Source organism: Prosthecobacter debontii (genome assembly GCF_900167535.1).
Taxonomy (GTDB): domain Bacteria; phylum Verrucomicrobiota; class Verrucomicrobiia; order Verrucomicrobiales; family Verrucomicrobiaceae; genus Prosthecobacter; species Prosthecobacter debontii.
This window is the reverse complement of sequence record NZ_FUYE01000003.1, coordinates 468,478-489,495: the sequence shown is the minus strand read 5'-3', so window position 1 is coordinate 489,495 and position 21,018 is coordinate 468,478. Positions and strand designations below refer to the sequence as shown.

18 protein-coding genes and 1 rRNA gene are annotated in these 21,018 nt (G+C 55.6%); 8 read left to right on the top strand and 11 right to left on the bottom strand.

What is annotated here, in order from left to right:
• Positions 1-183: 183 nt before the first annotated feature.
• From rrf to B5D61_RS06765, 4 genes are all read left to right on the top strand, one after another.
• Positions 184-299: ribosomal RNA gene (rrf, locus tag B5D61_RS06780) — 5S ribosomal RNA — on the top strand.
• Positions 300-393: 94 nt separating this feature from the next.
• Positions 394-1,050 (top strand): phosphoadenosine phosphosulfate reductase domain-containing protein, encoded by a 657-nt coding sequence (locus tag B5D61_RS06775; protein WP_078812556.1) that lies wholly within the window; start codon positions 394-396, stop codon positions 1,048-1,050.
• A gap of 28 nt (positions 1,051-1,078) precedes the next feature.
• Positions 1,079-1,987, top strand: coding sequence for a sulfate adenylyltransferase subunit CysD (gene cysD / locus B5D61_RS06770; protein WP_078812555.1), 909 nt, complete (start codon positions 1,079-1,081; stop codon positions 1,985-1,987).
• Positions 1,988-2,034: 47 nt separating this feature from the next.
• Entirely contained in the window at positions 2,035-3,375 is a 1,341-nt protein-coding gene (locus B5D61_RS06765; protein WP_078812554.1) for a sulfate adenylyltransferase subunit 1, read from the top strand.
• Positions 3,376-3,452: 77 nt separating this feature from the next.
• On the opposite strand, the gene B5D61_RS06760 is transcribed toward B5D61_RS06765, so the two are convergent.
• Positions 3,453-3,995 (bottom strand): hypothetical protein, encoded by a 543-nt coding sequence (locus tag B5D61_RS06760; protein WP_139373106.1) that lies wholly within the window; start codon positions 3,993-3,995, stop codon positions 3,453-3,455.
• Positions 3,996-4,159: 164 nt separating this feature from the next.
• Here B5D61_RS06760 and B5D61_RS06755 point away from each other — a divergent pair, with 164 nt between their 5' ends.
• Complete coding sequence (locus B5D61_RS06755) at positions 4,160-4,786, top strand: lysophospholipid acyltransferase family protein (RefSeq protein ID WP_078812552.1); 627 nt, start codon at positions 4,160-4,162, stop codon at positions 4,784-4,786.
• 77 nt (positions 4,787-4,863) lie between these two features.
• Here B5D61_RS06755 and B5D61_RS06750 read toward each other — a convergent pair whose 3' ends face one another.
• Together B5D61_RS06750 and B5D61_RS06745 are read right to left on the bottom strand one after the other, a co-directional pair.
• Entirely contained in the window at positions 4,864-5,805 is a 942-nt protein-coding gene (locus tag B5D61_RS06750; RefSeq protein ID WP_078812551.1) for an ROK family protein, read from the bottom strand.
• Positions 5,798-6,541, bottom strand: a complete 744-nt coding sequence (locus B5D61_RS06745) for a type III pantothenate kinase (RefSeq protein ID WP_078812550.1) — start codon at positions 6,539-6,541, stop codon at positions 5,798-5,800. Before B5D61_RS06745 ends, B5D61_RS06750 begins: the two co-directional genes overlap by 8 nt.
• A gap of 143 nt (positions 6,542-6,684) precedes the next feature.
• Here B5D61_RS06745 and rplS point away from each other — a divergent pair, with 143 nt between their 5' ends.
• Positions 6,685-7,044 (top strand): 50S ribosomal protein L19, encoded by a 360-nt coding sequence (gene rplS, locus B5D61_RS06740; RefSeq protein ID WP_078812549.1) that lies wholly within the window; start codon positions 6,685-6,687, stop codon positions 7,042-7,044.
• A gap of 32 nt (positions 7,045-7,076) precedes the next feature.
• Here rplS and B5D61_RS06735 read toward each other — a convergent pair whose 3' ends face one another.
• The 6 genes from B5D61_RS06735 to B5D61_RS06710 all read right to left on the bottom strand — a co-directional run bounded on the left by B5D61_RS06735 (position 7,077) and on the right by B5D61_RS06710 (position 14,197).
• Positions 7,077-8,006 (bottom strand): hypothetical protein, encoded by a 930-nt coding sequence (locus B5D61_RS06735; RefSeq protein ID WP_078812548.1) that lies wholly within the window; start codon positions 8,004-8,006, stop codon positions 7,077-7,079.
• 42 nt (positions 8,007-8,048) lie between these two features.
• Positions 8,049-8,741: an RNA polymerase sigma factor gene (locus B5D61_RS06730; RefSeq protein ID WP_078812547.1), complete on the bottom strand. Its 693-nt coding sequence runs from the start codon at positions 8,739-8,741 to the stop codon at positions 8,049-8,051.
• Positions 8,738-11,338, bottom strand: coding sequence for a serine/threonine-protein kinase (locus tag B5D61_RS06725; protein ID WP_078812546.1), 2,601 nt, complete (start codon positions 11,336-11,338; stop codon positions 8,738-8,740). The genes B5D61_RS06730 and B5D61_RS06725 overlap by 4 nt, the downstream gene beginning before the upstream one ends.
• A 39-nt stretch (positions 11,339-11,377) precedes the next feature.
• Complete coding sequence (locus B5D61_RS06720) at positions 11,378-11,875, bottom strand: dihydrofolate reductase (protein ID WP_078812545.1); 498 nt, start codon at positions 11,873-11,875, stop codon at positions 11,378-11,380.
• A gap of 164 nt (positions 11,876-12,039) precedes the next feature.
• Positions 12,040-12,831, bottom strand: a complete 792-nt coding sequence (gene tpiA / locus B5D61_RS06715) for a triose-phosphate isomerase (protein ID WP_078812544.1) — start codon at positions 12,829-12,831, stop codon at positions 12,040-12,042.
• Between the two features lie 151 nt (positions 12,832-12,982).
• Positions 12,983-14,197 (bottom strand): phosphoglycerate kinase, encoded by a 1,215-nt coding sequence (locus B5D61_RS06710; RefSeq protein WP_078812543.1) that lies wholly within the window; start codon positions 14,195-14,197, stop codon positions 12,983-12,985.
• 722 nt (positions 14,198-14,919) lie between these two features.
• Between B5D61_RS06710 and B5D61_RS06705 the strand changes: the two genes are divergently transcribed.
• Positions 14,920-17,250, top strand: a complete 2,331-nt coding sequence (locus B5D61_RS06705) for a glycosyltransferase family 4 protein (protein WP_342753356.1) — start codon at positions 14,920-14,922, stop codon at positions 17,248-17,250.
• The gene (locus B5D61_RS06700) at positions 17,247-18,719 is read left to right on the top strand and encodes a glycoside hydrolase family 130 protein (protein ID WP_139373105.1); all 1,473 of its coding nucleotides are present in this window, start codon (positions 17,247-17,249) and stop codon (positions 18,717-18,719) included. The genes B5D61_RS06705 and B5D61_RS06700 overlap by 4 nt, the downstream gene beginning before the upstream one ends.
• Before the next feature lie 31 nt (positions 18,720-18,750).
• Here the strand turns inward: B5D61_RS06700 and B5D61_RS06695 are convergent, their stop codons facing one another.
• Together B5D61_RS06695 and B5D61_RS06690 are read right to left on the bottom strand one after the other, a co-directional pair.
• The gene (locus tag B5D61_RS06695; RefSeq protein ID WP_078812541.1) at positions 18,751-19,599 is read right to left on the bottom strand and encodes a LamG-like jellyroll fold domain-containing protein; all 849 of its coding nucleotides are present in this window, start codon (positions 19,597-19,599) and stop codon (positions 18,751-18,753) included.
• Positions 19,600-19,697: 98 nt separating this feature from the next.
• Positions 19,698-20,960 (bottom strand): NAD(P)/FAD-dependent oxidoreductase, encoded by a 1,263-nt coding sequence (locus B5D61_RS06690; protein ID WP_078812540.1) that lies wholly within the window; start codon positions 20,958-20,960, stop codon positions 19,698-19,700.
• Between the last annotated feature and the right edge of the window lie 58 nt (positions 20,961-21,018).

The window sequence follows — 21,018 nt, the reverse complement described above, 5'->3', positions numbered from 1 at the left end:
GATACTAATCATCCGTTTGTCTTGCATTGCCTTCATTCCTTTCAAAACAAGACACACACGTCGGCCCAAACCGAAATTGTTCATCTTTACTCCTGTATGCAGTTGTCAGGGAACTTCGATCAGCTCCCTTCCTTACCCTCAGACTGTCGAGCAGTCCTTAATTGAATAACCTCTGCTCGTAAGTCTGGTGGTCATGGCACAGTGGAACCACCCGTTCCCATTCCGAACACGGAAGTGAAACGCTGTTGCGCCGATGATAGTTGGACGATAGGTCCTGCGAAAGTAGGTCGCCGCCAGTTTATAAACCCCCTCCCTTCTCACGAAGCCGAGGGGGTTTTTTCTATCATTCTTCAATTGCATACTCAAAAGATATACTTTATCGGGATTACACACATGACTCCTGAAGAACTTCAAGCCATCAATCAAAAGCTAGCCACAGCCACGCCTTTGGAAATCGTTCGCTGGGCTATCAGCCAGGCTCCCGAAGCTGCGATTGTGACAACCAATTTCCGCCCTTACGAAGCGGTGATTTTGCATCTCGCGACTCAGGTCCAGCCAGAGATCGCTGTCTTGTGGGTGGATCATGGGACAAATCTTCCTGAGACTTATGTTTTCGCCGAGAAGTGCCGCGAGAAATTGGGCCTGAATTTGAAACCGTATCTGCCGTTGATGACTTCGGCTCATTGGTTAGCTCTCAACGGCGGCCAAATCCCCATGCCTGATGAGGTGGAGAGGGTGGAATCCTTCAGCCGCATCATGAAGCTAGAGCCATTCGAACGGGGAATGCGTGAGTTGGCTCCAAAGGTTTGGATCACGGCGCTTCGGAAAGAGCAGAACCCACAGCGTGCGGCGACTCTTCAACCGGTCATGTGGGATGCTAAGTTGCAATGCCTCAAGGTGAATCCCATTTTAGAATGGACCCCGCTTGAAATGGACGCCTATCTGGCTGAGTTCGACCTCCCCAACGAACGTACTTATTACGACCCGGCTAAAGGTGACGAGAAGCATGAATGCGGACTTCACGCCAAGCTAGTCACAGACAAATCCTAAAACTTCGCTTTCTTCCCAACCTTTCGGAATGTCATCCATCACTCATCTTCAGTTTCTTGAAAGTGAAGCCATTTACGTGCTTCGCGAAACCGCGGCTCAGTTCCAAAAGCCAGCTCTTCTTTTCTCGGGCGGCAAAGACTCGATCGTCATGGCTTGGTTGGCCCGTAAGGCCTTCTATCCTGCGAAGTTACCCTTTACACTCCTGCATGTGGATACGGGGCATAACTTCCCTGAGGCCATGACCTATCGTGATTGGTTTGTGGAAGAGATCGGCGCCAATCTTGTGGTGGGAAGCGTCCAAAAGAGCATTGACGAGGGCCGTGTTCAGGAAGAGAAAGGCCACAATGCGAGCCGTAACAAACTGCAGACGGTCACGCTCCTGGACACGATCGAAGAACACCAGTTCGATGCTTGCTTGGGTGGTGGTCGCCGTGATGAGGAAAAGGCTCGGGCCAAAGAGCGCTTCTTCAGCCATCGCGATGAATTTGGTCAATGGGATCCAAAGAACCAGCGCCCCGAGCTTTGGAATATTTTCAACGGCCGTAAGCACTTTGGTGAGCACTTCCGTGTGTTCCCTCTGAGCAACTGGACTGAGATGGACATCTGGCAGTACATTCGTGAGGAAAACATTCCTCTGCCGAGCCTTTACTTCAGCCATAAGCGCAAGATCATCGAGCGTCACGGCCAGCTTTTGGACACAGAAACTGGTTTCATTCCTCTGTTGGACGAAGAAAAACCACGGGTGAAGGAAATGATCATCCGCTTCCGCACCGTCGGTGATGCCACATGCACAGGCGCCGTGGAAAGCACTGCGAGCACGATCGATGATATCGTCGCTGAAGTGGCCGCTGCACGCCAAACAGAGCGTGGTACTCGCGCAGATGACAAGCGCTCCGAAACCGCCATGGAAGATCGCAAGAAGGAAGGTTACTTCTGATCCTTGTTGAGAACCCAACCTAACAACTTTTGATTTTCCTTTGACTCATGGACGTTCTCGTCAACCCCACTGAATCCTCCCTTCTTCGCTTCACCACCGCTGGCTCAGTGGATGATGGCAAAAGCACTCTTATTGGTCGTTTGCTTTACGACTCCAAGTCGATCTTTGAAGACCAACTCCTAGCTGTTGAAGAATCCTCAAAACGCCGTGGGGACGCTCATGTGAACTTGGCTCTTCTCACCGATGGCCTGCGTGCCGAGCGTGAACAAGGCATCACGATTGATGTGGCTTATCGTTATTTTGCGACGCCAAAACGTAAATTCATCATCGCGGATACGCCAGGTCATATTCAGTACACCCGCAACATGGTGACAGGTGCTTCCACGGCCGATCTTGCGATCATTCTTGTGGATGCGCGTTTAGGAGTGATTGAGCAAACAATGCGCCATACCTACTTGGCCAGCCTGCTGCGTATTAACCAAATCGTATTGGCGGTGAACAAGATGGACTTGGTGGATTTCGACGAAGATACGTATACCAAAATCGTCGCCGAATACATGGCTTTCGCCAAGGGGTTGGAATACACACCCAATATCCGCCCGATCCCGATCAGTGCATTGAATGGTGACAATGTGGTGGATCACTCGTCCAACACAGACTGGTATGAGGGACCGAGCTTGCTTGAGCATTTGGAAACAGTGCAGGTCAAAGCAGAAACGGCCGCTGACAAAGCACGCCTTCCCGTGCAGTGGGTGATCCGTCCCATTTCGGATCAGGAAGATACGAAGCTGGGTAATCTCCATGACTATCGTGGTTTCGCGGGCCGTGTCGCCAGTGGCACCTTCAAGCTCGGAGAAGAAGTCTTGGTTTATCCCTCGGAGATGAAGACTCGTATCACAGGTATTCATACCTTTGAAGGGCCTAAAGAGGAAACCATTCCGCAACTCAGTTACAGCATCACTGTCGCAGACGAGATTGATACCAGCCGTGGTGGAATGATCGTCAAAGTCGGTGAGCCTACGGAGACTAACCATGAGTTTGATGCCATGATCTGCTGGTTTGCCGATAAGAAGACGCTGAAACCTCGCGGCCGTTTTTATCTCCGTCATACCACGAATGAAGTGCGTGCGGTGGTCACCGATGTGCTCTTCAAAGTGAATATCAGCACTCTGGAGAAATCCCAGGAAAGCCAAGAGTTCCAACTCAACGATATCGGCTGCATTCGCGTGCGGACATCAGCCCCGATCTTCTACGACCCCTACGCGCAGAACCGTATCACTGGTAGCTTCGTATTGGTGGATGAGCAGACCAATAACACCGTCGCTGCAGGCATGATTCTCAAGCCTGTGGTGGATGCTTTGGATGAAGACGCCGAGGTCTCCATCTAATATCGCTAGCGGACGATCAAAAACAGGCGCAGGGCTGCACTCCTGCGCCTGTTTTGTTTCATGATTTCATGACTGCTTCAATTCGATACGGTAGCTGCACTGGTGAAGATCACCGCATGTTTGTCATACACGGTGCGGGCACCGGCCATATCCGCCAGATATTGGATAGCATCGGTCAGGGGGAGATTGCGCAGATTGAGCGATAGCGTCTTACCGGCGAGGTCCTGATCTTTGATGAGGATGTTTGGCATCACCTTGCCTCCAGTGGCTGATTTGGACAAAGAGCGAAGTCCTTCGATGGCCTCTGCCAGGGTGACGTCAGAGAACTCGATCTTGGGTAGGATGACCGATTCATAGCTCCTTTTCAGGGAGCCTGTGCCGGGCTTCATCTGACTGCGGATCTGGGCGAGCAAGGCTTTGGTTTCAAAGTGTTTGGGATTGCGTGCCTCCACCTGAGTCAGGAGTTGATACGCTGTTTCCATATCTCCTTTGTAATAAGCCGCACGGCCCATCTGGAAGATTTGGTTAATATCGTCTGCCGCGAAAGCAGACCCGGCACATGCAGCCACCACGATGATGACCGCCAAACGAACTCCGACACGGTGAAGTATGGATTTCATAGGATGGGGAGGGTTGGATAAAAAAGATTACATCAGCAAAACCACCCGCTTACAAGAACGGAAATCTTGTCTAACTAAAAATATTGAGCCCGAGCATCTCCGTCGATGGGTTTGATCGTCGTGAGGCTCTTGCACCGAGTCGAAGGCACCGCTAAGGGTCCGTGATGGCGAAGATACGCATCAAGAACGTAGGCAAACTGGTGGCACTCCTTATCCGGGGCATCGGGGGAACGCTGCGTTTTGAAGTGGAGGATAAGGCAGGGGCCTTCAATACCCAGCGCCCGGGTTGGATCTGGGCGTTCTGGCATAACCGCATGTTTGTGATCCCGTATGTGCATGAACTTTGGTTCGCTCATATCCCTGGCGCAATTCTGAGTAGTCCCAGCGGTGATGGTCAGATCATTGCAGATGCCTGTGCCCAGTTTGGTTTTGAGGCTGCACGGGGCTCAAGCTCTAAACCTCAGAAGGGACTTGGTGCGCTCATCATGATGGCGGAGAAGGTGAAGGAGGGGAGGGATATAGGCATCACGCCAGATGGTCCTCGCGGTCCCATCTACCAGCTTCAACCTGGGATCATCAAGCTAGGTCAGCTCACTGGAGGCACCATTGTTCCGGTGCGCGTGGAATACAGCCGGGCTTTGCGTTTCAAAACCTGGGATCAGTTCCTGTTGCCTTTGCCTTTCTCGAAAGTCCGCGTGATTTTTGAGCCTACCATCACAGTTCCGCGCAAGATGACCGAGGAGGAGTTCGAGACGCAACGATTAGCTTTGGAGCAGGCGATGGGACATTGAAGTCCGTGAGGCGAATTTATGAGAAGAGCCGAATCGATCTTGACACCGATTCGGCTGTTCAGAGCCATTCCTTCGATTTACACAATCGAATCTGCTGCCAACGAAGCGTTGCCGATGATGCCGGCTTCGTTGCTGTAGCGGGCAGGTAAAATCTGAAGTCGTTCCCAGACGACGGTGCTGAGCATGGACTGAACCTTGCGTTTGAGAGGATCAAAAATCAAATCTCCCGCCTGGGCCACACCTCCACCAATGACGAACGCGTCCGGGTTCAGCAACCAGGCGATGCTGGACAAGGAGGTGCCTAACCAATCGGCAATTTCATCCCAAATCTGACGAGCGATGTCATCGCCAGCCTTCGCGGCATCGGCGATCATCTTGGGGGTGCATTCTTCCAGAGTCTTCTGTACGTGAGCCTCGGCGTAGCGCTGCACGGCATGCTCGGCGATCTCTTTGTTACCAGTGTACTTTTCCAGGGCTCCGAGGTTGCCGTAGTGGCCGGGTTTTCCGTCGAAGTGGATGCTCATCTGACCGATCTCACCAGCGGCACAGCCACTGCCACGATAAAGCTGACCATTGAGGATCAGGCCACCGCCGATGCCGGTGCCCATCGTCAGGGCCACCACATTGTTCAGACCGCGAGCTGCACCATAGCGGAACTCGGCATAGGCCATGGCGTTGGCATCGTTTTCTACCACCACAGGCAGGCCAGTCTTTTCACCCAGGATCGCCTTTAGGGGCACATGCTTCCAGCCGGGAACGTTGGTCAAAATATGAACGAAACCGTGATCGAAATCCACGAGTCCTGGAACACCGACGCCGATAGCCGCAATGTCTGGATAAGTCTCGCGCAGCTTGGCGATGCGTGCCGCCATTTCACCAATGAGGGCGGCTGGGCCAGCAAAGTGGGCGGTGGGGATAGGGGCATCGGTGGTCAGCAGTTCGCCGCCGCGGCAAACGCCGAGTTTGACTGACGTGCCGCCGAAATCAATGCCGACCGAGGTGATGGAACTTTCAGACATGGTTAAGGGCGCGGAGATTGCCTACCAAACGCAGGCCATGCAAGGTCAAATCTGGGTCCACCAGGATGTCTTCATTCATTCCTGAGATGATCCATTCAGCATCCCCCCCTGTGGCGACGATATGCAGGGGGCCTGCTGGCAGTTCCTGGCGTAGAGCCTTCAGGATGCCCTGGATCATGCCACGATAACCAATCGCGGCTCCTGCTTGGATAGCCTCGTAGGTGGACTGACCGATGGCGTGAGGAGGCTCTTGCAGGTCCACCTTGGGAAGCAGCGCCGTGCGTTCGTGGAGATAGTCAGTCATCAGACGCAACCCGGGGGCGATGACCCCCCCGATGTAGTGGCGATCCGCCGAGAGGATATCGAAGGTCACGGCCGTGCCGAAATCCACCACAATCCCAGGGGAACCGTGCAGATGGGCGAGGGCGACAGCATTGGCTAGGCGATCCGCGCCGATGGATTCAGGCCTCGGGTAGCGGATGCCAATGCCCATGGGGGTATCGTGACGCAGCTCGATCAGATCGGGGAAAGCTGTGCGGAAGGGCACAACGGCGGCTGGCACGACGCTGCAAAGAATGACCTTCGCAAAGCTCCAATGGCCGATTTTTTTTAAAATTCCCTCAGGTGTCAGACTGGCCGTCGGCAGCTCCTGGCGGTCCAAAATGGACTCGCGGGAGGCCAGCCCCAGCTTGGTGCGGCCATTGCCCACATCGATAAGGAGATACTCAGCAGTCATGCGTGGTTATGGATGGGCGAGGCTAACTGGGCAAGCTTGATAAAAATTTGTTGCGAAAATGGAGAATGCATCCAGAATCCCTGCCCCTCGCTCCATTCGCCCGTCATGGGAATGGGTGCGAAACCACTTCCGCCCCGCACATTATGAGCACTATCATCGCCAAAATTGATTCCGAACAACTCAAGAAGGAAGTCGCATCCTTCCATGTGGGCGACAGCGTGAAGATCCATACCCGAGTCATCGAAGGCGACAAAGAGCGTATCCAGATCTTCGCTGGTATCATCATTTCCCACAAAGGCACTGGCCTGAACGAAGCTTTTACCGTCCGCAAGATCTCTTATGGTGAAGGCGTGGAGCGTGTGTTTCCTTTGCACAGCCCTAAAGTGGCCAAGATCGAAGTCACCAAGTCCGGTAAAGTCCGCCGCGCGCGTCTCCACTACCTCCGTAGCCGTAAGGGCAAGCAGGCCATGACCGTCAAGGAACTGGTCCAGAACGACGCTTAATTCACAGCGATCCTTCATTTCAATTTCTGATTTCAAACCCCGGCATCTGCCGGGGTTTTTTGTTGGTGCGAACCACGATGTCTGCAGTGCAGAGCTAAATAACAACCCGCATAGAGGCCTGCTCCTAGAATGATGCCGACAAGCATTTGAGTGGATGGCATGATGAGCCAAGGAGGTCTTGAGTGTCCTAGCAGGCCGGTGGTCCATTCAGGGGCAAAGGCCATTCTACCAGGAGCTGGGGCAAAAAATTCGCGACTTCCTTTTTCGAAGTTTGCGTAGCCACTCACTCCCGCAGCGATTTCGGGGCGGAAGGCTAAGTCGGGCTGATCGAAGAGATACTGGATGGGGGCAAATCCACTATCCCTCAGCCATCGGTAGGCATTAAATCGCAGGTGAGCTGGATGGAGCACATCGGGCGCGGATCGATGGGGTATTGGAGACGGCCCTGCGGTAGCTCCCAAAATTTGCAGCAGGGCTGGCCAGTCAGCCTCGGTCGGGGGTAAGCTGATTTCGAACCCTTGCTCACGAAAGCCAGCTTGGATCCATTCCTCTTGGCTTTTGTCTCGATTGGCTTGCCACCATTGAATCCAATGCTGCCGCCATGCGTCTGATGACGTGGCTTCAGTCGGGTCATGATTGGTGATCATCGCTAAACTGCTATCCCGATGCCCCGACTGGCAGCTTTCCAGGTCTGTACCATCGGCGACCCATTCCATCATGCGCTCAAGCCATGCCTTATCACCAAAAGCTCCCACAATGGTTCCATCCTCATGCCACCAAGGCCCCCATTTGAGATGGGTTTGTTTCGATTGCCAAAAGCCGGTGGGTGAGAGGTGGGTGGCAAATTCTGGAGACTGACCGCGAATCCAGGGGACAACGCCTGTCCAATAGAAAGCGATCGCAAGGCTGCTTACGATCACCAACAAGAGACCGATCGAATGTCGTTTGGAGAGTGCTTTCATAGACCATGGGAGAACCGAATGACTCATTTTCAGGGAGGTCTTTTATTTGCCAGCCAAAGAGGCTAGCAAATGCTGCATCTCTTCTTGAAGAGAAATCGTCCCCGTGAGTGTCTGAGCCACTTCAGCTTCGATCCATTCGCGGTAGCGTTTACGAAGCCGATGTACTTGCACTCGGATGGCGGTTTCGCTCAGACCAAGTTGAAGGGCGATTTTTTGTTGCTGACCTTGTTGGGCTGTATTTGCCAGCCAAGGCTTGAGAGCATCAAAAAGATCGCCTTTGCCTTGAGCGCTCATCTCAGAGTTCAGTTGATTTAGAGCCCTATCAAGAAGTGCGCAGGCCCACTGCTGATCAAAGAGCTTGTCGGGTGGCCATTGTTTGTCGTCAGGAAGATCAAGTTCATTTGGCTCATGGAAGGTGACGTGACCCCCACGCTTCTGGGTCTGTCTTACGCGTTGCTTTTCCAAGAGGAAATGTTTGACCATGCCCAGCAGGTAAGCCCGGAAACGCCCTTTACTTCGATCTGCTCCCAAATTGGAGTGAGTAAGAAGGTGAGCAAAGAAATCTTGGGTCAGATCTTGAGCTACTTCATCGTCCCTGCACCAATGGCGGATAAAGGCATGAACGGGGCGATGATAGGCAGCACATAGTTCGCCCAGGGCTAATACCGCTGTCTCACCTTGGCCCTGGGCACATTCGACCAGAGTCCAGCGAGTGTTCTGAAAACTGCTGTTCATGAACGCTGCCGTGCGGTTTGGAGGATACTTTTCAGACGAGTGCGGTAATCCTCGGGCAGAGCTTCTCGGTCTATCAGTGCCTGTAAAGCATCCGTGTGCTGGGCGCGGGCACAGGTGGATAAGAGCTCAAGGCCTTGTTCCCAGAGGTAAGCTGTGCTGCGATTTTCCAAAAGACGAATCACGGCTTCGGCGACGAGACTGTGCTGGGCTGGCTGGATGGTGCCTCGCAGTCCCCAGAGGCTGCGACCCGCAATGTTTGTGATGTCAGGATTCTGTGCCAGTTGGAGCAAGCGTCTCACGGTGGCTTCAGACTTATTCGCTTGAGTGCTGAGCGCGTGATAGAAAACATTGTAGCCAACGCCTGCGGTGGTCATGGTCCCATCATCAAGCTCATCCAAATGACTCCACTCGAGGATTTTGGCTTCGATTTCGGGGGAGATTCGCGCTCCCCACAAAGGGCCTAACAGCATGCGTTCATCGAAAGCATAGCTATCTCCTCGGGTCTTCGCCTTTGCGATGACCATTCCGCGTTCAAGAAGCGATAACATGGGATCCGCATAGCGCCCGGTAAAATCGCGATGGCTAAGTGTGCCTAAAGCATGTGCCATTGGGATCAACTGAGATTCTTTGGCGTTGTCGACCATGGCCAAGATGCGATCCACATCTGTGGATTCCGGCTCCATTGAGACGACGGCTGAGATAGCCAAATTGGAAATGTCCACATCGGCGAAGTTCAAATGTGCTCGTGCCAGTTCACGAAACGTCTTTTTGTCAGCGCTGGTTTGACTGATCTTTGGAATGGAGAGCAGACCAGCGCGAACAAGATCCATCTGGGAGGAGGCCAGAGCTTCCTGAATGGCCAGGAGCGCTTTGCCTCGAGCGGATGGAGAGTCTGTGCGGCAGGCTTCGGTGACCCAACTTTGACTCAGCTTTCTTAGCTTATCCAAGCTCGCCCACTCGGCTCGTCGCTTTTCCTGACGCCGGGTGTTTTCTTCGCGTCTAAGTTGTTCTCCAAAGCGGGGGGCAGTTAAGGTGGCTCGGCTCAAAAGGAGGTTAAACGGGCCCAGGAGCGAGAGGACGAAAAAAAGAGCGATATGAGACCTAGGTTTGCGGCTGCGCCAAGCGGCCCACGTGCCGGCGAGCATGATGGTCGTTAAGCCGACGGCATTCCAATAGGTGTGGATGCGACCGAGGATCGGCATCCAATAGTCGCCCCAAGCCGCCGCCTGTGGCTCCACGGTCCCTGTCGTGCTAGCTACATCTCGACCTATCGCCGTCACTCCGGCGCTGAGGTAGCCGATAGGCGTCACTCCTAACGCTACGGGAGCCACGGCGAAAACACCATAGCTACCGACCAAACCGAGGCTAAGGACGCCTAACGAACCGATACCTGCGGCCAGCACCCCAGAGGCTAGCAATCCCACCGAGAAGACACCCCAACTGATCAGCCCAAAAGAGATCACTCCCAAAGCCAGGACTCCTGTGGCATGTACGCCGATGGCCACAATGCCTCGGGCACGTTTCATTTTACCGGTCAATGGGTCCTTGCCGAACACAATGTGTAACCACGGCCAGCTGCCAATGCCGCTCTCGCTGCGATACTCATAGTTCAACTCATTCCAGGAAGGTGTCGGCCCAACTGGCATGGGGGCAGTTCTGGCGTTTTCGAGACCAGACTTCATCTCGGCCGCATTTTGAAACCGCTTCTCTCGCTGCTTTTCCAAGGTTCTCAGCACCACTGCATCCAAGCGAGGATCAGTGCCATTGCACTCGCTCGGGTTGGGAAAGCGGCCCAAAGGGAGCTCGCCGGTGAGCATCTCATAAAATACCACGCCTAAGCTGTAGATATCTGCACGATGATCTACATCCTGTGGACGTTCTACCTGTTCTGGAGCCATATAGGCTAGGGTGCCTAGCTTGGCTCCGCTTTGGGTGAGCGTGAAATCGGGTTGAATTTCATCCCTCAATTTAGCCAGTCCGAAATCGGCGATTTTGACTCGGCCTTCCGTGTCGATGAGGATGTTCTCGGGTTTGATGTCACGGTGCAGTACATCATGCTCGTGAGCATATTGGAGAGCATCGCAGAGTTTGGGCACGATGCTGAGAGCCTCTTGGGCTGTAAGACCTCCATTTTGCAGGGCTTGGCGGAGATTCACTCCGTCCACATACTCCATCATAAGATAGGGCTGCTCCTGAGCGCCTAGGTTAGCTGACCCGAAGTCATGGACCTGGACGATGTGCGGGTGATTCAGGCGCGCTAGGGCTCGGGCTTCGCGAGTGAACCGTTCGGTCCATTCTGGGTCCCGTGCTTGCTCGGGAGACAGCAGCTTCAGCGCTACCCATCGGTCCAAGGTGGGTTGTCGTGCTTTGAAGACACGGCCCATGCCACCAGCGCCTAACCATTCATGAATTTCTAGTTGAGGAAAAGCCGTTCGGATGTCTTCCGCCATATCCTCGGTGGCAGCTTGAGCAGGTAGTGGGGCGGTTTGTAACGCACCGGCCATGAGGCAGTGCGGGCAGAAACCTTGAGGCGCATTGTCTGGAAGTGCCTGTCCGCAGGAGGGACAGGTGGCAGAGAGAGGAGAATCGCTTTTCATGATGTCTTCCTCCTGTCCTGTGAGAATGCGGAAGGAATGTTACACTTTTTCCACCGTCGGTTGGTCGGACGACCTGCGCTCGTAATAGCGAAACTCCAAGGCCTCGGTTTCCTCCAGCACCTGCTTCAACTCAAACTGATGCTCAAAAGCGGGGAGGTGGGTATCGCCCTCGTAGTCCCCTTTGACCAAAGTTAGATACAGGGCATCGCACTGAGGCAAGAGCTCGGCATAGACTTGGGCACCGCCGATGACAAAAACCGTTTCGGCTCCAGCGGTAACGGAGGCCAGTTCGGAGACATGGCGAATGACGGTCAGCCCTTCGCGAGGTTCCAGGGTGCGACTGAGCACGATGTTTTGACGACCCGGGAGGGGTTTGCCGATGGACTCGAAGGTGGTTCGGCCCATCAGGATAGGGTGTCCCAGCGTGGTGCGTTTGAAGAATTTGAGGTCTTCGGGAAAGTGCCAGGGCAGAGTGCCATCGCGGCCGATAACTCGATTGCCGGCCATGGCGACAATGGCGATGAGGCGAGGTGTCATTCGATTTATGTCGTCAGAAAAATTTGCGGTTCAAGTTCACACGGGTGGCTCGATCGCCCCCGTGACGGAGTAAGGAGGATCGGGGTTGCGGAATGCAACTGAAATGAAAAAAGAAAAGGCGGCATCGGGAACCGATGCCGCCTCATTCAAAAGGGAGAGTTGGATTACTGAGCGTTGGCCCAGTCGATGGCTGCACGGCAGATTTCCCAGAAGCTACCGCTTTCCAGGCTCGCACCGCCGACGAGCGCGCCGTCCACGTCTTTCTGGCTGATCAACTCGGCCATGTTGTTCGGCTTCACGCTGCCACCGTATTGGATGCGGATCTTTTGGGCAGTGTCTTCACCGAACATCTCGGTGAGCACGCTGCGGGTGAAGGCATGGGCATCCTGAGCCTGTTGAGGGCTGGCGGTGCGGCCGGTGCCAATGGCCCAGACGGGCTCATAAGCGATGACAACATCCAACACGCGGCGGGCACCCACTTCAGCGAGGGATTCGCGGAGTTGGCTTTCCAGGACTTTCTCGATCAGACCGCCATCGCGTTCTTCGAGGGTTTCACCGATGCAAAGGATGGGGTGCAGGCGGGCTTCCAGCGCGGCCAGGACCTTGGCGTTCACAATCGCGTTGGTTTCGCCATACAGGCTGCGGCGCTCGCTGTGACCGAGGATCACGTGGCGGCAGCCGCACTCCTTCACCATGCGGGCACTGATCTCACCCGTGTAAGCACCGCCGGGGAATTGGCTCATGTTCTGTGCGGCTAGCTCCACCACCTCTTCACGAGCGTTCAGCAGCACTTCGTGGGCCTTGCTCAGGCTGACGGCGGGTGGAGCCACCACGATTTGGATGGGGCACTTCTCAGGCACCAAGCGGGAGAAAGCACGGAGGAAATCGTCCGTCTCCTGGGGTGTCATGTGCATCTTCCAGTTGGCGGCAATGATGGGTTTGCGAACGTAGGTCATGTGGGAGTTAGCGGTGGTTTACGATTGTTGGCCGTGGTTTGCAGTGGTTGCAGGGGGCAGGAGCTGGTTGCTGTGGGAGGTTTTGGGTTTGTTTTTCAATCCAGGCAAACCATCGCCGACAACCGCCAGCTACTGCAAAGAGTCATCAGTCTTACTTCTCCTGCAGGCAGGCCACGCCGGGGAGGATTTTACCTTCGAGGAGTTCTAGGGAGGCACCGCCGCCGGTGGAGATGAAGGTCATTTTGTCGGCCAGCTTGGCTTTCTTCACGGCCTTCACGCTGTCGCCGCCACCGATGATGGTCTTGGCGGCGGAGTTGGCGGCCACGGCTTCAGCCACGTCGAAGGAGCCTTTGGCGGACTCTTTGATTTCGAACACACCCATCGGGCCGTTCCAGATCACCGTCTTGGCCTTGGCGATCTCTTCGGAGAAGAGCTTCACGGACTCAGGGCCGATGTCCACACCTTCCCAGCCTTCGGGGATGTTCTCGTTCACGCCGGTGTACTTGGTGTTGCCCAGCTTCTTGGCGTCAAAATCAAACGCGTCGGTGATCATCGCGTCCACGGGGATGAGCAGCTTCACGCCGCGCTCCTTAGCCTTATCGATGGCGGCCTGGGCGATCGGCTCCCACTCGGGTTTGTAGAGGCTTTTGCCGATGCTGATGCCCTGCACGATCTTGCGGAAGGTGTAGGCCATGCCACCGCCGATGATGATGGTGTCGGCCTTTTCCAAGAGGCGATTGATGACCTCGATCTTGTCGTTCACCTTGGCACCGCCGAGGATCACCACGAACGGGCGCTCAGGGTTTTCCAGTTCGTCGTGCAGGTAGGTCAGCTCTTTTTCCATGAGCAAACCGGACACGGCAGGGAGGTAATCGGCCACACCGGCGGTGGAGCTGTGGGCGCGGTGAGCAGAGCCAAAGGCGTCGTTCACAAACACTTCGGCCAGATCAGCGAGGCCCTTGGCCAGTTCGGCGTCATTTTTTTCTTCACCGGCATGGTAGCGGGTGTTTTCCAGCAGCAGCACGCCACCGGCAGGCAGGGCCAGGGCCTTGGCTTTGGCGGATTCACCGGTGGTCTCTTCGGAGAACTCCACGGCGGTGCCCAGCAACTCTGCCAGGGCAGGGGCCACAGGAGCCAGGGACTGCTTCGGATCACGCTGACCCTTCGGACGGCCCAGGTGGCTGCACAGGATCACCTTGGCACCTTTTTCGATCAGATACTTCAGGGTCGGCAGGGTCTCCTGGATGCGGGTGGAGTCGGTGATGACCATTTGTCCGTCCTTCTCTTCGAGAGGCACGTTGAAGTCCACGCGCACGAGGACGCGCTTGTTGCTCAGGTCGATGTCGCGGATGGTCTTTTTCGGCATGGTATTGAGGGGTAAAAGTTACCGTCCAGTCTGACGGGGCGAGATGTTTAGCACAGAGCGTGCAGGCTGCGCGTGAAAAATTTCCCCCAGAGGGCAGGAGGCCCATTTCCAGACCCGATTTTCCACGGTGTAAACAGTTTTCATTTTGTCGTCAACGACGGCGTTCTGGGGTGCTAAGGGGTTGAACAGCAAGGAATTGCTCCTGTGCAAAAAGCGCCCAAAACTGCACAAAAGATTCTCCGTGGTATTCCATCCCCCCTCAGAGGCATCGGGGGAACGGCATATTTCCTATGCGCTGCCCTCCGTTCCACTCCGCCACATTTGGCACAGCTTGCCGAGAGCCAGTGTCGGGACACATCCAATCTTTCAGAAGGTTCTCCTTCATGCCCTTGATTGGGATGATTCCCGGCGAAGAAGGCGAGGGGATTTTAGAAAGATCCTCAATCACTAAAGCACCACCTCCAATTCTCGTATCACCGTCTTGGGTCGGGGCCTCGGCTTTTCCGCACACGGCGGATCACCCTGAGACAGCGGCTGAGGTCAGGGCTGATCGTCCACATTGATATCGGAGGCTCCTTGCTCTGAACCCAGGCAGGCCAACCGTCAGGAAAGCCATGCGGCTGGGTTCCAGGGCAGGCGCATTCGATGGTGGGGATCGTCGCTCGGTTTCTAGGACAAAGCCAGAGAGGAAGGCCAAACAAACGGTGTCAGCTGTTGCTTAATTGGTTAACGGGTGTCTGTTGTGGCATGAATTACCTTTGGGAGTCACTGCTTTGAGAAAGTCTCCCAACCTGAGGCACATCGCTTTCGTTGGTGGTTATGAGCCCAGGAGATGTGGAATTGCGACATTCACGCATGACCTTTGTGAAGCGATTTATGAAAGCGCTTCGGTGCCTTGTTCGGTCGTGGCGGTCAACGACCGTCCTGAAGGGTATAAGTATCCCTCCAGAGTTTGTTATGAATTGCAGGAAAAGGACTTGGATTCCTACCGGCGTGCTGCGGATTTTCTGAATTATCAAAACATGGACATGCTGAGCGTTCAGCATGAATTCGGTATATACGGCGGCGTGGCGGGTAGTCATCTCCTTGCGCTGTTGAAGGAGGTGCGGATGCCTGTGGTGACGACGCTGCACACCATTCTACAAAATCCTTCTCCTCCCCAAAGAAAGGTGATGGATGAGCTGGTTCAGCGTAGCGACAGGCTTGTCGTGATGGCGAACAAGGGGGCTGAGATCCTGAATGAAGTCTATGGTGTGCACCTCACAAAAATTGACGTGATTCCTCACGGCATTCCGGATATTCCGTTTACGGATTCGGGTCTTTGGAAAAGACAATTCGGTGTGCAGGACCACCATGTTCTCTTGACGTTTGGTTTGTTAGGCCCGGGGAAGGGGATTGAGCATGTCATCGCAGCGCTGCCGGAAATCGTGAAGCGCCATCCTCAAGTGGTGTACTTGGTGTTAGGTGCGACACATCCGCATTTGATTGCCAAAGAAGGCGAGCGCTACCGCCTCAGCCTGGAACGCTTGGCCGAGGAGCTGGGGGTGAGGGGAAACGTGATTTTCTACAACCGGTTCGTGACCTTGGAAGATCTGACGGAGTTCATCAAGGCCACGGACATTTATGTGACCCCTTACTTGAATGAAGAGCAAATTACTTCCGGGACGCTGGCTTATGTCTTTGGCGCGGGTAAAGCCGTGGTCTCGACGCCGTATTGGCATGCCACGGAGCTTCTGGCGGAGGGGCGTGGCCTGCTGACGCCGTTCTGCGACCCTGCAGGCATCGCCCGGGCGGTCTGCCAGTACCTTGACTCGCCAGCAGAGATGGAAAGGACGCGAAAGGCAGCTTATCAATGGGGGCGTGAAATGATCTGGCCTGCCGTGGCGCAACGGTATTGGCATTCATTTCAGCACGCCTGCTCAGATTGGAAGAGAACTTCTCGGCCGAGTTATGCCGACTGGATACGTTCTTCACGGGCCTATGAGCTGCCGGCCTTGCGGCTGGACCACCTGGATCACATGACTGATGGAACTGGGCTGTTCCAGCATGCGGTGTTCAGTGTGCCGGATTTTCATCATGGTTACTGCACGGATGACAATGCGAGGGCACTCATCCTCTGCACTCTTTTGATGGAGGAGCATGGCAGTACCTCGGGGCAGAAACTCGAGGCTCTGGCCTCCCGCTACTTGGCATTTCTGACCGCAGCGCTGAACCGGGATACCGGTCGTTTCCGGAACTTCATGAGTCATGGCCGTCAGTGGCTGGAAGAGGCGGGCAGTGAAGACAGCCATGGCCGTGCGCTGTGGGCATTGGGCACGGGTGCGGCCAAAGCGTCGAACAAAAGCAAGGCGCAGCTATGCGCCTATTTATTCGAAGAGGGGTTGCACGCCGTCGAATCTTTCACATCCCCCCGGGCATGGGCCTTCACCATGCTGGGGCTGGATGAATATCTGAGATTTGCCCCATGGGATCAAAAAGCCAGGGAGGTGCAGCGAAGGCTGGTTTTTCGGCTGGTCAAACTATGGCTGGAGTCCGCTTCGGATGACTGGCTGTGGTTTGAGCCATCGGTGACTTACGACAATGCACGCCTCTGTCAGTCGCTTCTGGTCAGCTCAGCCGTGATGCCTCACAAAGAGGGGCTTGAGGTGGGTTTGATGTCTCTGCGATGGCTGGCGTCCCTACAGCGCACGCAGGCCAATCACTTCCGCCCGATCGGCAGCAATGGCTTTTACGTGAAGGGCGGAGCCCGGGCTGATTTTGATCAGCAACCGGTGGAGGCGCAGGCCATGGTGTCGGCATGTCTGGAAGCTTTTCGCCTCACTGGGGATAAGACTTGGCGGGATGAGGCTAAACGGGCGTTTGAATGGTTTCTGGGACGCAATGATTTGGGCATTTCATTGTATGATGCAGCCACCGGGGGATGCCGGGATGGCCTCCACAGGGATCGGGCCAATGAAAACCAGGGGGCGGAGTCCACGCTCGCCTTCCACATCGCCCGCGCGGAAATGAGCGCGGCCGAGCATCCCCTGGCCCAGCCATTACCCGCTACATGAACCCGATCTCCATCCATCGCCATGAAATGCTGCTGCGGCCGGAAAGTGCCAGGGTCATCATTCGTCCCTACATTCCGGCCAACCCCCAGCGCATTGCCGCCATCATTGGCAGGGCGCTGTCTCTGAGTGAGTCCGAAGCTCGTGACGAACTCGTTCATGTGCGTGAGGAGTTCGACTCCAGACACCTCGACATTACGGCTATTTTCAGGGCTCATTATGCGAAGGTGGAAGCCCATATCTTCACCCAGCGTCCGCTTTCCGAGGAAAGGAAGCAGCTTATTGGCGCGCTGTTTTCAGGGGAGTATGCTCTGGAGTCCGCTGCTTTGTTCAATCCGTCCATTGTCCCGCATCCTGACCAGTCTGGGATTCCTGAAGGCGGGCTGCGTTTCATCATGAGCTTGCGAGCGACAGGCGAGGGGCACATTTCTTCCATCGAATTTAGGGATGGCATTCTCACGGCCCAAGGAGCCCTCTCGTTCGCTCCGGTGTCTCGCTACGTCAGTGCCCCTGAAGTGCTGCCAAACCCAAGTTACCGGAAGAAAACTTTCGTCCTCAAACTCCATGAGATGGGCTTTGACAACGATAGCGCCGGGGCGGTGATGTCCCGATTAGGGGGGCAGTTTACACGTGGGGAGTTGGGGGAAAGTATGGACAGATTCCGCCGTGAGACCTTGCCTGTCACGCAGGACATTCGGCGCACGCTCGACTGCATCCAGTGGCTGGCCGATTCCAATTATGAATTGTGCTTTTCCCCTAAGCTGGCTTTGAGCGAACGCATTATTTTCCCAGTTTCCCCAAACGAAAGCAATGGCATTGAAGACGCTAGGTTCGTCCGCTTTGTGGAGGATGACGGCTCAGTCATGTATTACGCGACCTACACGGCCTACAATGGCCGGGCGATCCTTCCCCAGTTCATTGAGACGGAGGATTTTCTGCATTTCCGGATGCTCACGTTGAATGGAAGCGCATTGGAAAACAAAGGGATGGCTCTGTTTCCGCGCCGGATTCATGGCCGCTACGCCATGCTTTCCAGGCAGGATGATGAAAATTTGTTCGTGATGTTTTCGGACAATCTTCATCATTGGAGTTCGCCTCAGATCTTGCTCCGGCCTGCGGAGGTCTGGGAGTCTGTCAAAGTGGGAAACTGCGGCTCACCCATTGAGACCCCGGCGGGGTGGCTGGTGATGACGCATGGCGTCGGCCCCATGCGTAAATATTGCATCTCCGCAGTCCTCTTGGATCTCGATGACCCGACCCGGGTCATCGGTCGTCTGCGGCACCCGCTCTTGTCACCTGAAGGCAATGAGCGTGAAGGCTATGTGCCGAATGTGGTTTATAGCTGTGGATCACTGCTGCATGCGGGCGAGTTGATCCTCCCCTATGCCATGAGTGATTATGCCACGGCGATTGCGACTCTGTCCGTGAAGGAACTGCTGGCGGCCCTTATCGAAAAGGATCCGACCCTTTGAACTTTGAATCAAGATGATGGCAGCAAAGGAGTTACCGCCGCCGCCTCATCCCCCATCCGAGCAAGCCGAGCATGAGAAAAGCCATGCGGCTGGGTTCGGGGATAACGCTGAGCGGGGTTTTCACGCCGCTGGCGAGATCGGTGATCTGGCTGGCGTCCAAGACACCTTGATAAAGGGCCATCTCATCCATGAAGCCGATGAAGTTACGATCCGAAGTGCCGGACCCTTGGCCGCCAAAGAAGAAGCTGTTGTTCGTGGCCAGGGTGAAGGTGCTGTCGGTGCCGATGAGGGTGCCATCCACGTAATAGTTGAGCACGCCGGTGCCGTCATTGAGGCCCGAGGCCGTGAAGGTGACCGCGAGGTGATGCCAAGCGTTCAGGTTCATCTTATTGGAAGCCCCCAGATTCACATCGGCATCCGGATAGTGCTGGAGGGACAGGGTAGTGCTGCTGGCTGTGGCCCAGGCATACAGTTCGTTTTCACCCCCGAAGCCATCACCCACACCGATGTGGAAGAGCGTATCGTTGGTGGCCGTGGATTGCCGATTGTAAAACATGGCCACGGACCAACTGCTGTTGTTGAAGTCGTAGCTGAGGCCGCTGGTGGTGACACCGTAACGACCGCTCTGGTTGGTGCCATTGGCGGTGAGGGAGACGTAGGCCCCGCTGCCAGAATAGGCGGGGGTGGTGGTGAGGATGGTTGAACCAGTTCCTGTTGTGCCATTGGCATCGAAGGCGGAGTTGTAGCCGTTGCCGCTCTGATCCAGCAAGGTGGTGCCGGAGGCGCTGCCATCATAATAGACGAGCACGCTGGCGGCTGGGGACGAGCTGGCGAGGAGGAGCAAGGTCGCCAGCAAGGTTGGGACGAAACGACAATGCATCCCTTTCTCGTACACTGTGACGGGTTGTAAATCAACCCTCCGCACCAGGGGAGTGGGTGGTCTAAAGTTTTATCTCAGGTCGATGTGCAGCAGGAGCTTTACTGTTGCCGGGGCATGATGATCCGGGCACCGCGTTGCCAAGTGAAGTAGCTCCACACCCAGTGCAGGAAGACAGCGGCACGGTTGCGCATGCCGACGAGGAAGAGCAGGTGAACGAAGAGCCACATGAGCCAGGCGAAGAAGCCACGGAAGTTCATGCCCTTGAACATGGCGACAGCGGCTTTGCGACCGATGGTGGCCATGCTGCCTTTGTCCCAATAGGCGTAGGGGATGCGGTCACCTTTGGTGATCACTTTGGCGATGTGCTGGCCCATCTGAATGGCTGCTGGGCAGACGCCGGGGACACGCACGCCTTTGACATCCGTGAGGCTGACGAGATCCCCCGCCGCATAGACTTGGGGATAGCCGGGGAGGCTGAGATCCGGCTGCACCTGGATGCGGCCTCCGCGATCCAGCGGCACGCCCGCGAGGGTGCGGGTGACGGGGCTGGCCTCGACACCAGCGGCCCAGATGATGATGTCAGCTTCGATGCGTTGCTCTCCGGCGATGACGTATCCCTTGCCCACTTCCTTGACCGGGCAGTTGAGGTGCACGCTGACGCCAATGTCCTCCAGGTGCTCACGAGTGTAGCGCGTGAGGCCTTCGGAGAACATAGGCAGCAGTTTGGGTCCCGCCTCGATGAGGTGAACGTGAGCCTGGGTGGGGTCGATGCGGCGGAAGTCATCTCGCAACACCACCTTGGCCAACTCGGCTAAAGAGCCGGACATTTCCACCCCGGTCGGGCCGCCACCGACCACGACCATGGTCAGCAGACGGGCGGTTTCCGCAGGGTCATTGGCGGCCTCAGCTTTTTCAAAGGCCAGCAGCACCTCTCGGCGGATATGCATGGCATCTTCCAGGCTTTTCAGGCCGAAGGTGAAGGGCTCCCATTCATTGCGGCCAAAGAAACCGGTCTTGGCCCCCAGGGCGATGACGAGGTGATCGTAAACCAGGGTGCGCTCCTTGGTGAGGACGGTTTTCTTCTCCAGGTCGATCTGGGTGACCTCATCCATGAGGGTGGTCACATTCTTATGATCAGCGAGGATGGAGCGCAGCGGCTGGGCGATCTCTGTGGTGGAGAGACCTGCGGTCGCGACCTGATAGAGCAGGGGTTGAAAAAGGTGGTGGTTCCAGCGGTCAACGAGGGTGACGTGAAAGCGCGGGTCACTCAATTCTTTCGCGCAAGTCAGCCCAGCAAAACCACCGCCTAGGATCAGGACTTCCTCAGGACGTCCACCAGCAGGCAAAGCAGTCGAATTCATGGCAGTTAATAGACGAGATCAAGGCCACAGACAAGCATACAACACGCCAGGGGAATGC

Bases quoted from the DNA above. Each gene is read 5' to 3' on its own strand.
- B5D61_RS06690 (WP_078812540.1), bottom strand. From the start codon at position 20,960: ATGAATTCGACTGCTTTGCCTGCTGGTGGACGTCCTGAGGAAGTCCTG.
- B5D61_RS06750 (WP_078812551.1), bottom strand. From the start codon at position 5,805: ATGTCTGAAAGTTCCATCACCTCGGTCGGCATTGATTTCGGCGGCACG.
- B5D61_RS06730 (WP_078812547.1), bottom strand. From the start codon at position 8,741: ATGAACAGCAGTTTTCAGAACACTCGCTGGACTCTGGTCGAATGTGCC.
- B5D61_RS06725 (WP_078812546.1), bottom strand. From the start codon at position 11,338: ATGAAAAGCGATTCTCCTCTCTCTGCCACCTGTCCCTCCTGCGGACAG.
- B5D61_RS06755 (WP_078812552.1), top strand. From the start codon at position 4,160: ATGGCGAAGATACGCATCAAGAACGTAGGCAAACTGGTGGCACTCCTT.
- B5D61_RS06695 (WP_078812541.1), bottom strand. From the start codon at position 19,599: ATGCATTGTCGTTTCGTCCCAACCTTGCTGGCGACCTTGCTCCTCCTC.
- B5D61_RS06735 (WP_078812548.1), bottom strand. From the start codon at position 8,006: ATGAAAGCACTCTCCAAACGACATTCGATCGGTCTCTTGTTGGTGATC.
- B5D61_RS06760 (WP_139373106.1), bottom strand. From the start codon at position 3,995: ATGAAATCCATACTTCACCGTGTCGGAGTTCGTTTGGCGGTCATCATC.
- B5D61_RS06775 (WP_078812556.1), top strand. From the start codon at position 394: ATGACTCCTGAAGAACTTCAAGCCATCAATCAAAAGCTAGCCACAGCC.
- B5D61_RS06765 (WP_078812554.1), top strand. From the start codon at position 2,035: ATGGACGTTCTCGTCAACCCCACTGAATCCTCCCTTCTTCGCTTCACC.
- cysD (WP_078812555.1), top strand. From the start codon at position 1,079: ATGTCATCCATCACTCATCTTCAGTTTCTTGAAAGTGAAGCCATTTAC.
- B5D61_RS06720 (WP_078812545.1), bottom strand. From the start codon at position 11,875: ATGACACCTCGCCTCATCGCCATTGTCGCCATGGCCGGCAATCGAGTT.
- B5D61_RS06710 (WP_078812543.1), bottom strand. From the start codon at position 14,197: ATGCCGAAAAAGACCATCCGCGACATCGACCTGAGCAACAAGCGCGTC.
- tpiA (WP_078812544.1), bottom strand. From the start codon at position 12,831: ATGACCTACGTTCGCAAACCCATCATTGCCGCCAACTGGAAGATGCAC.
- B5D61_RS06745 (WP_078812550.1), bottom strand. From the start codon at position 6,541: ATGACTGCTGAGTATCTCCTTATCGATGTGGGCAATGGCCGCACCAAG.
- B5D61_RS06700 (WP_139373105.1), top strand. From the start codon at position 17,247: ATGAACCCGATCTCCATCCATCGCCATGAAATGCTGCTGCGGCCGGAA.
- rplS (WP_078812549.1), top strand. From the start codon at position 6,685: ATGAGCACTATCATCGCCAAAATTGATTCCGAACAACTCAAGAAGGAA.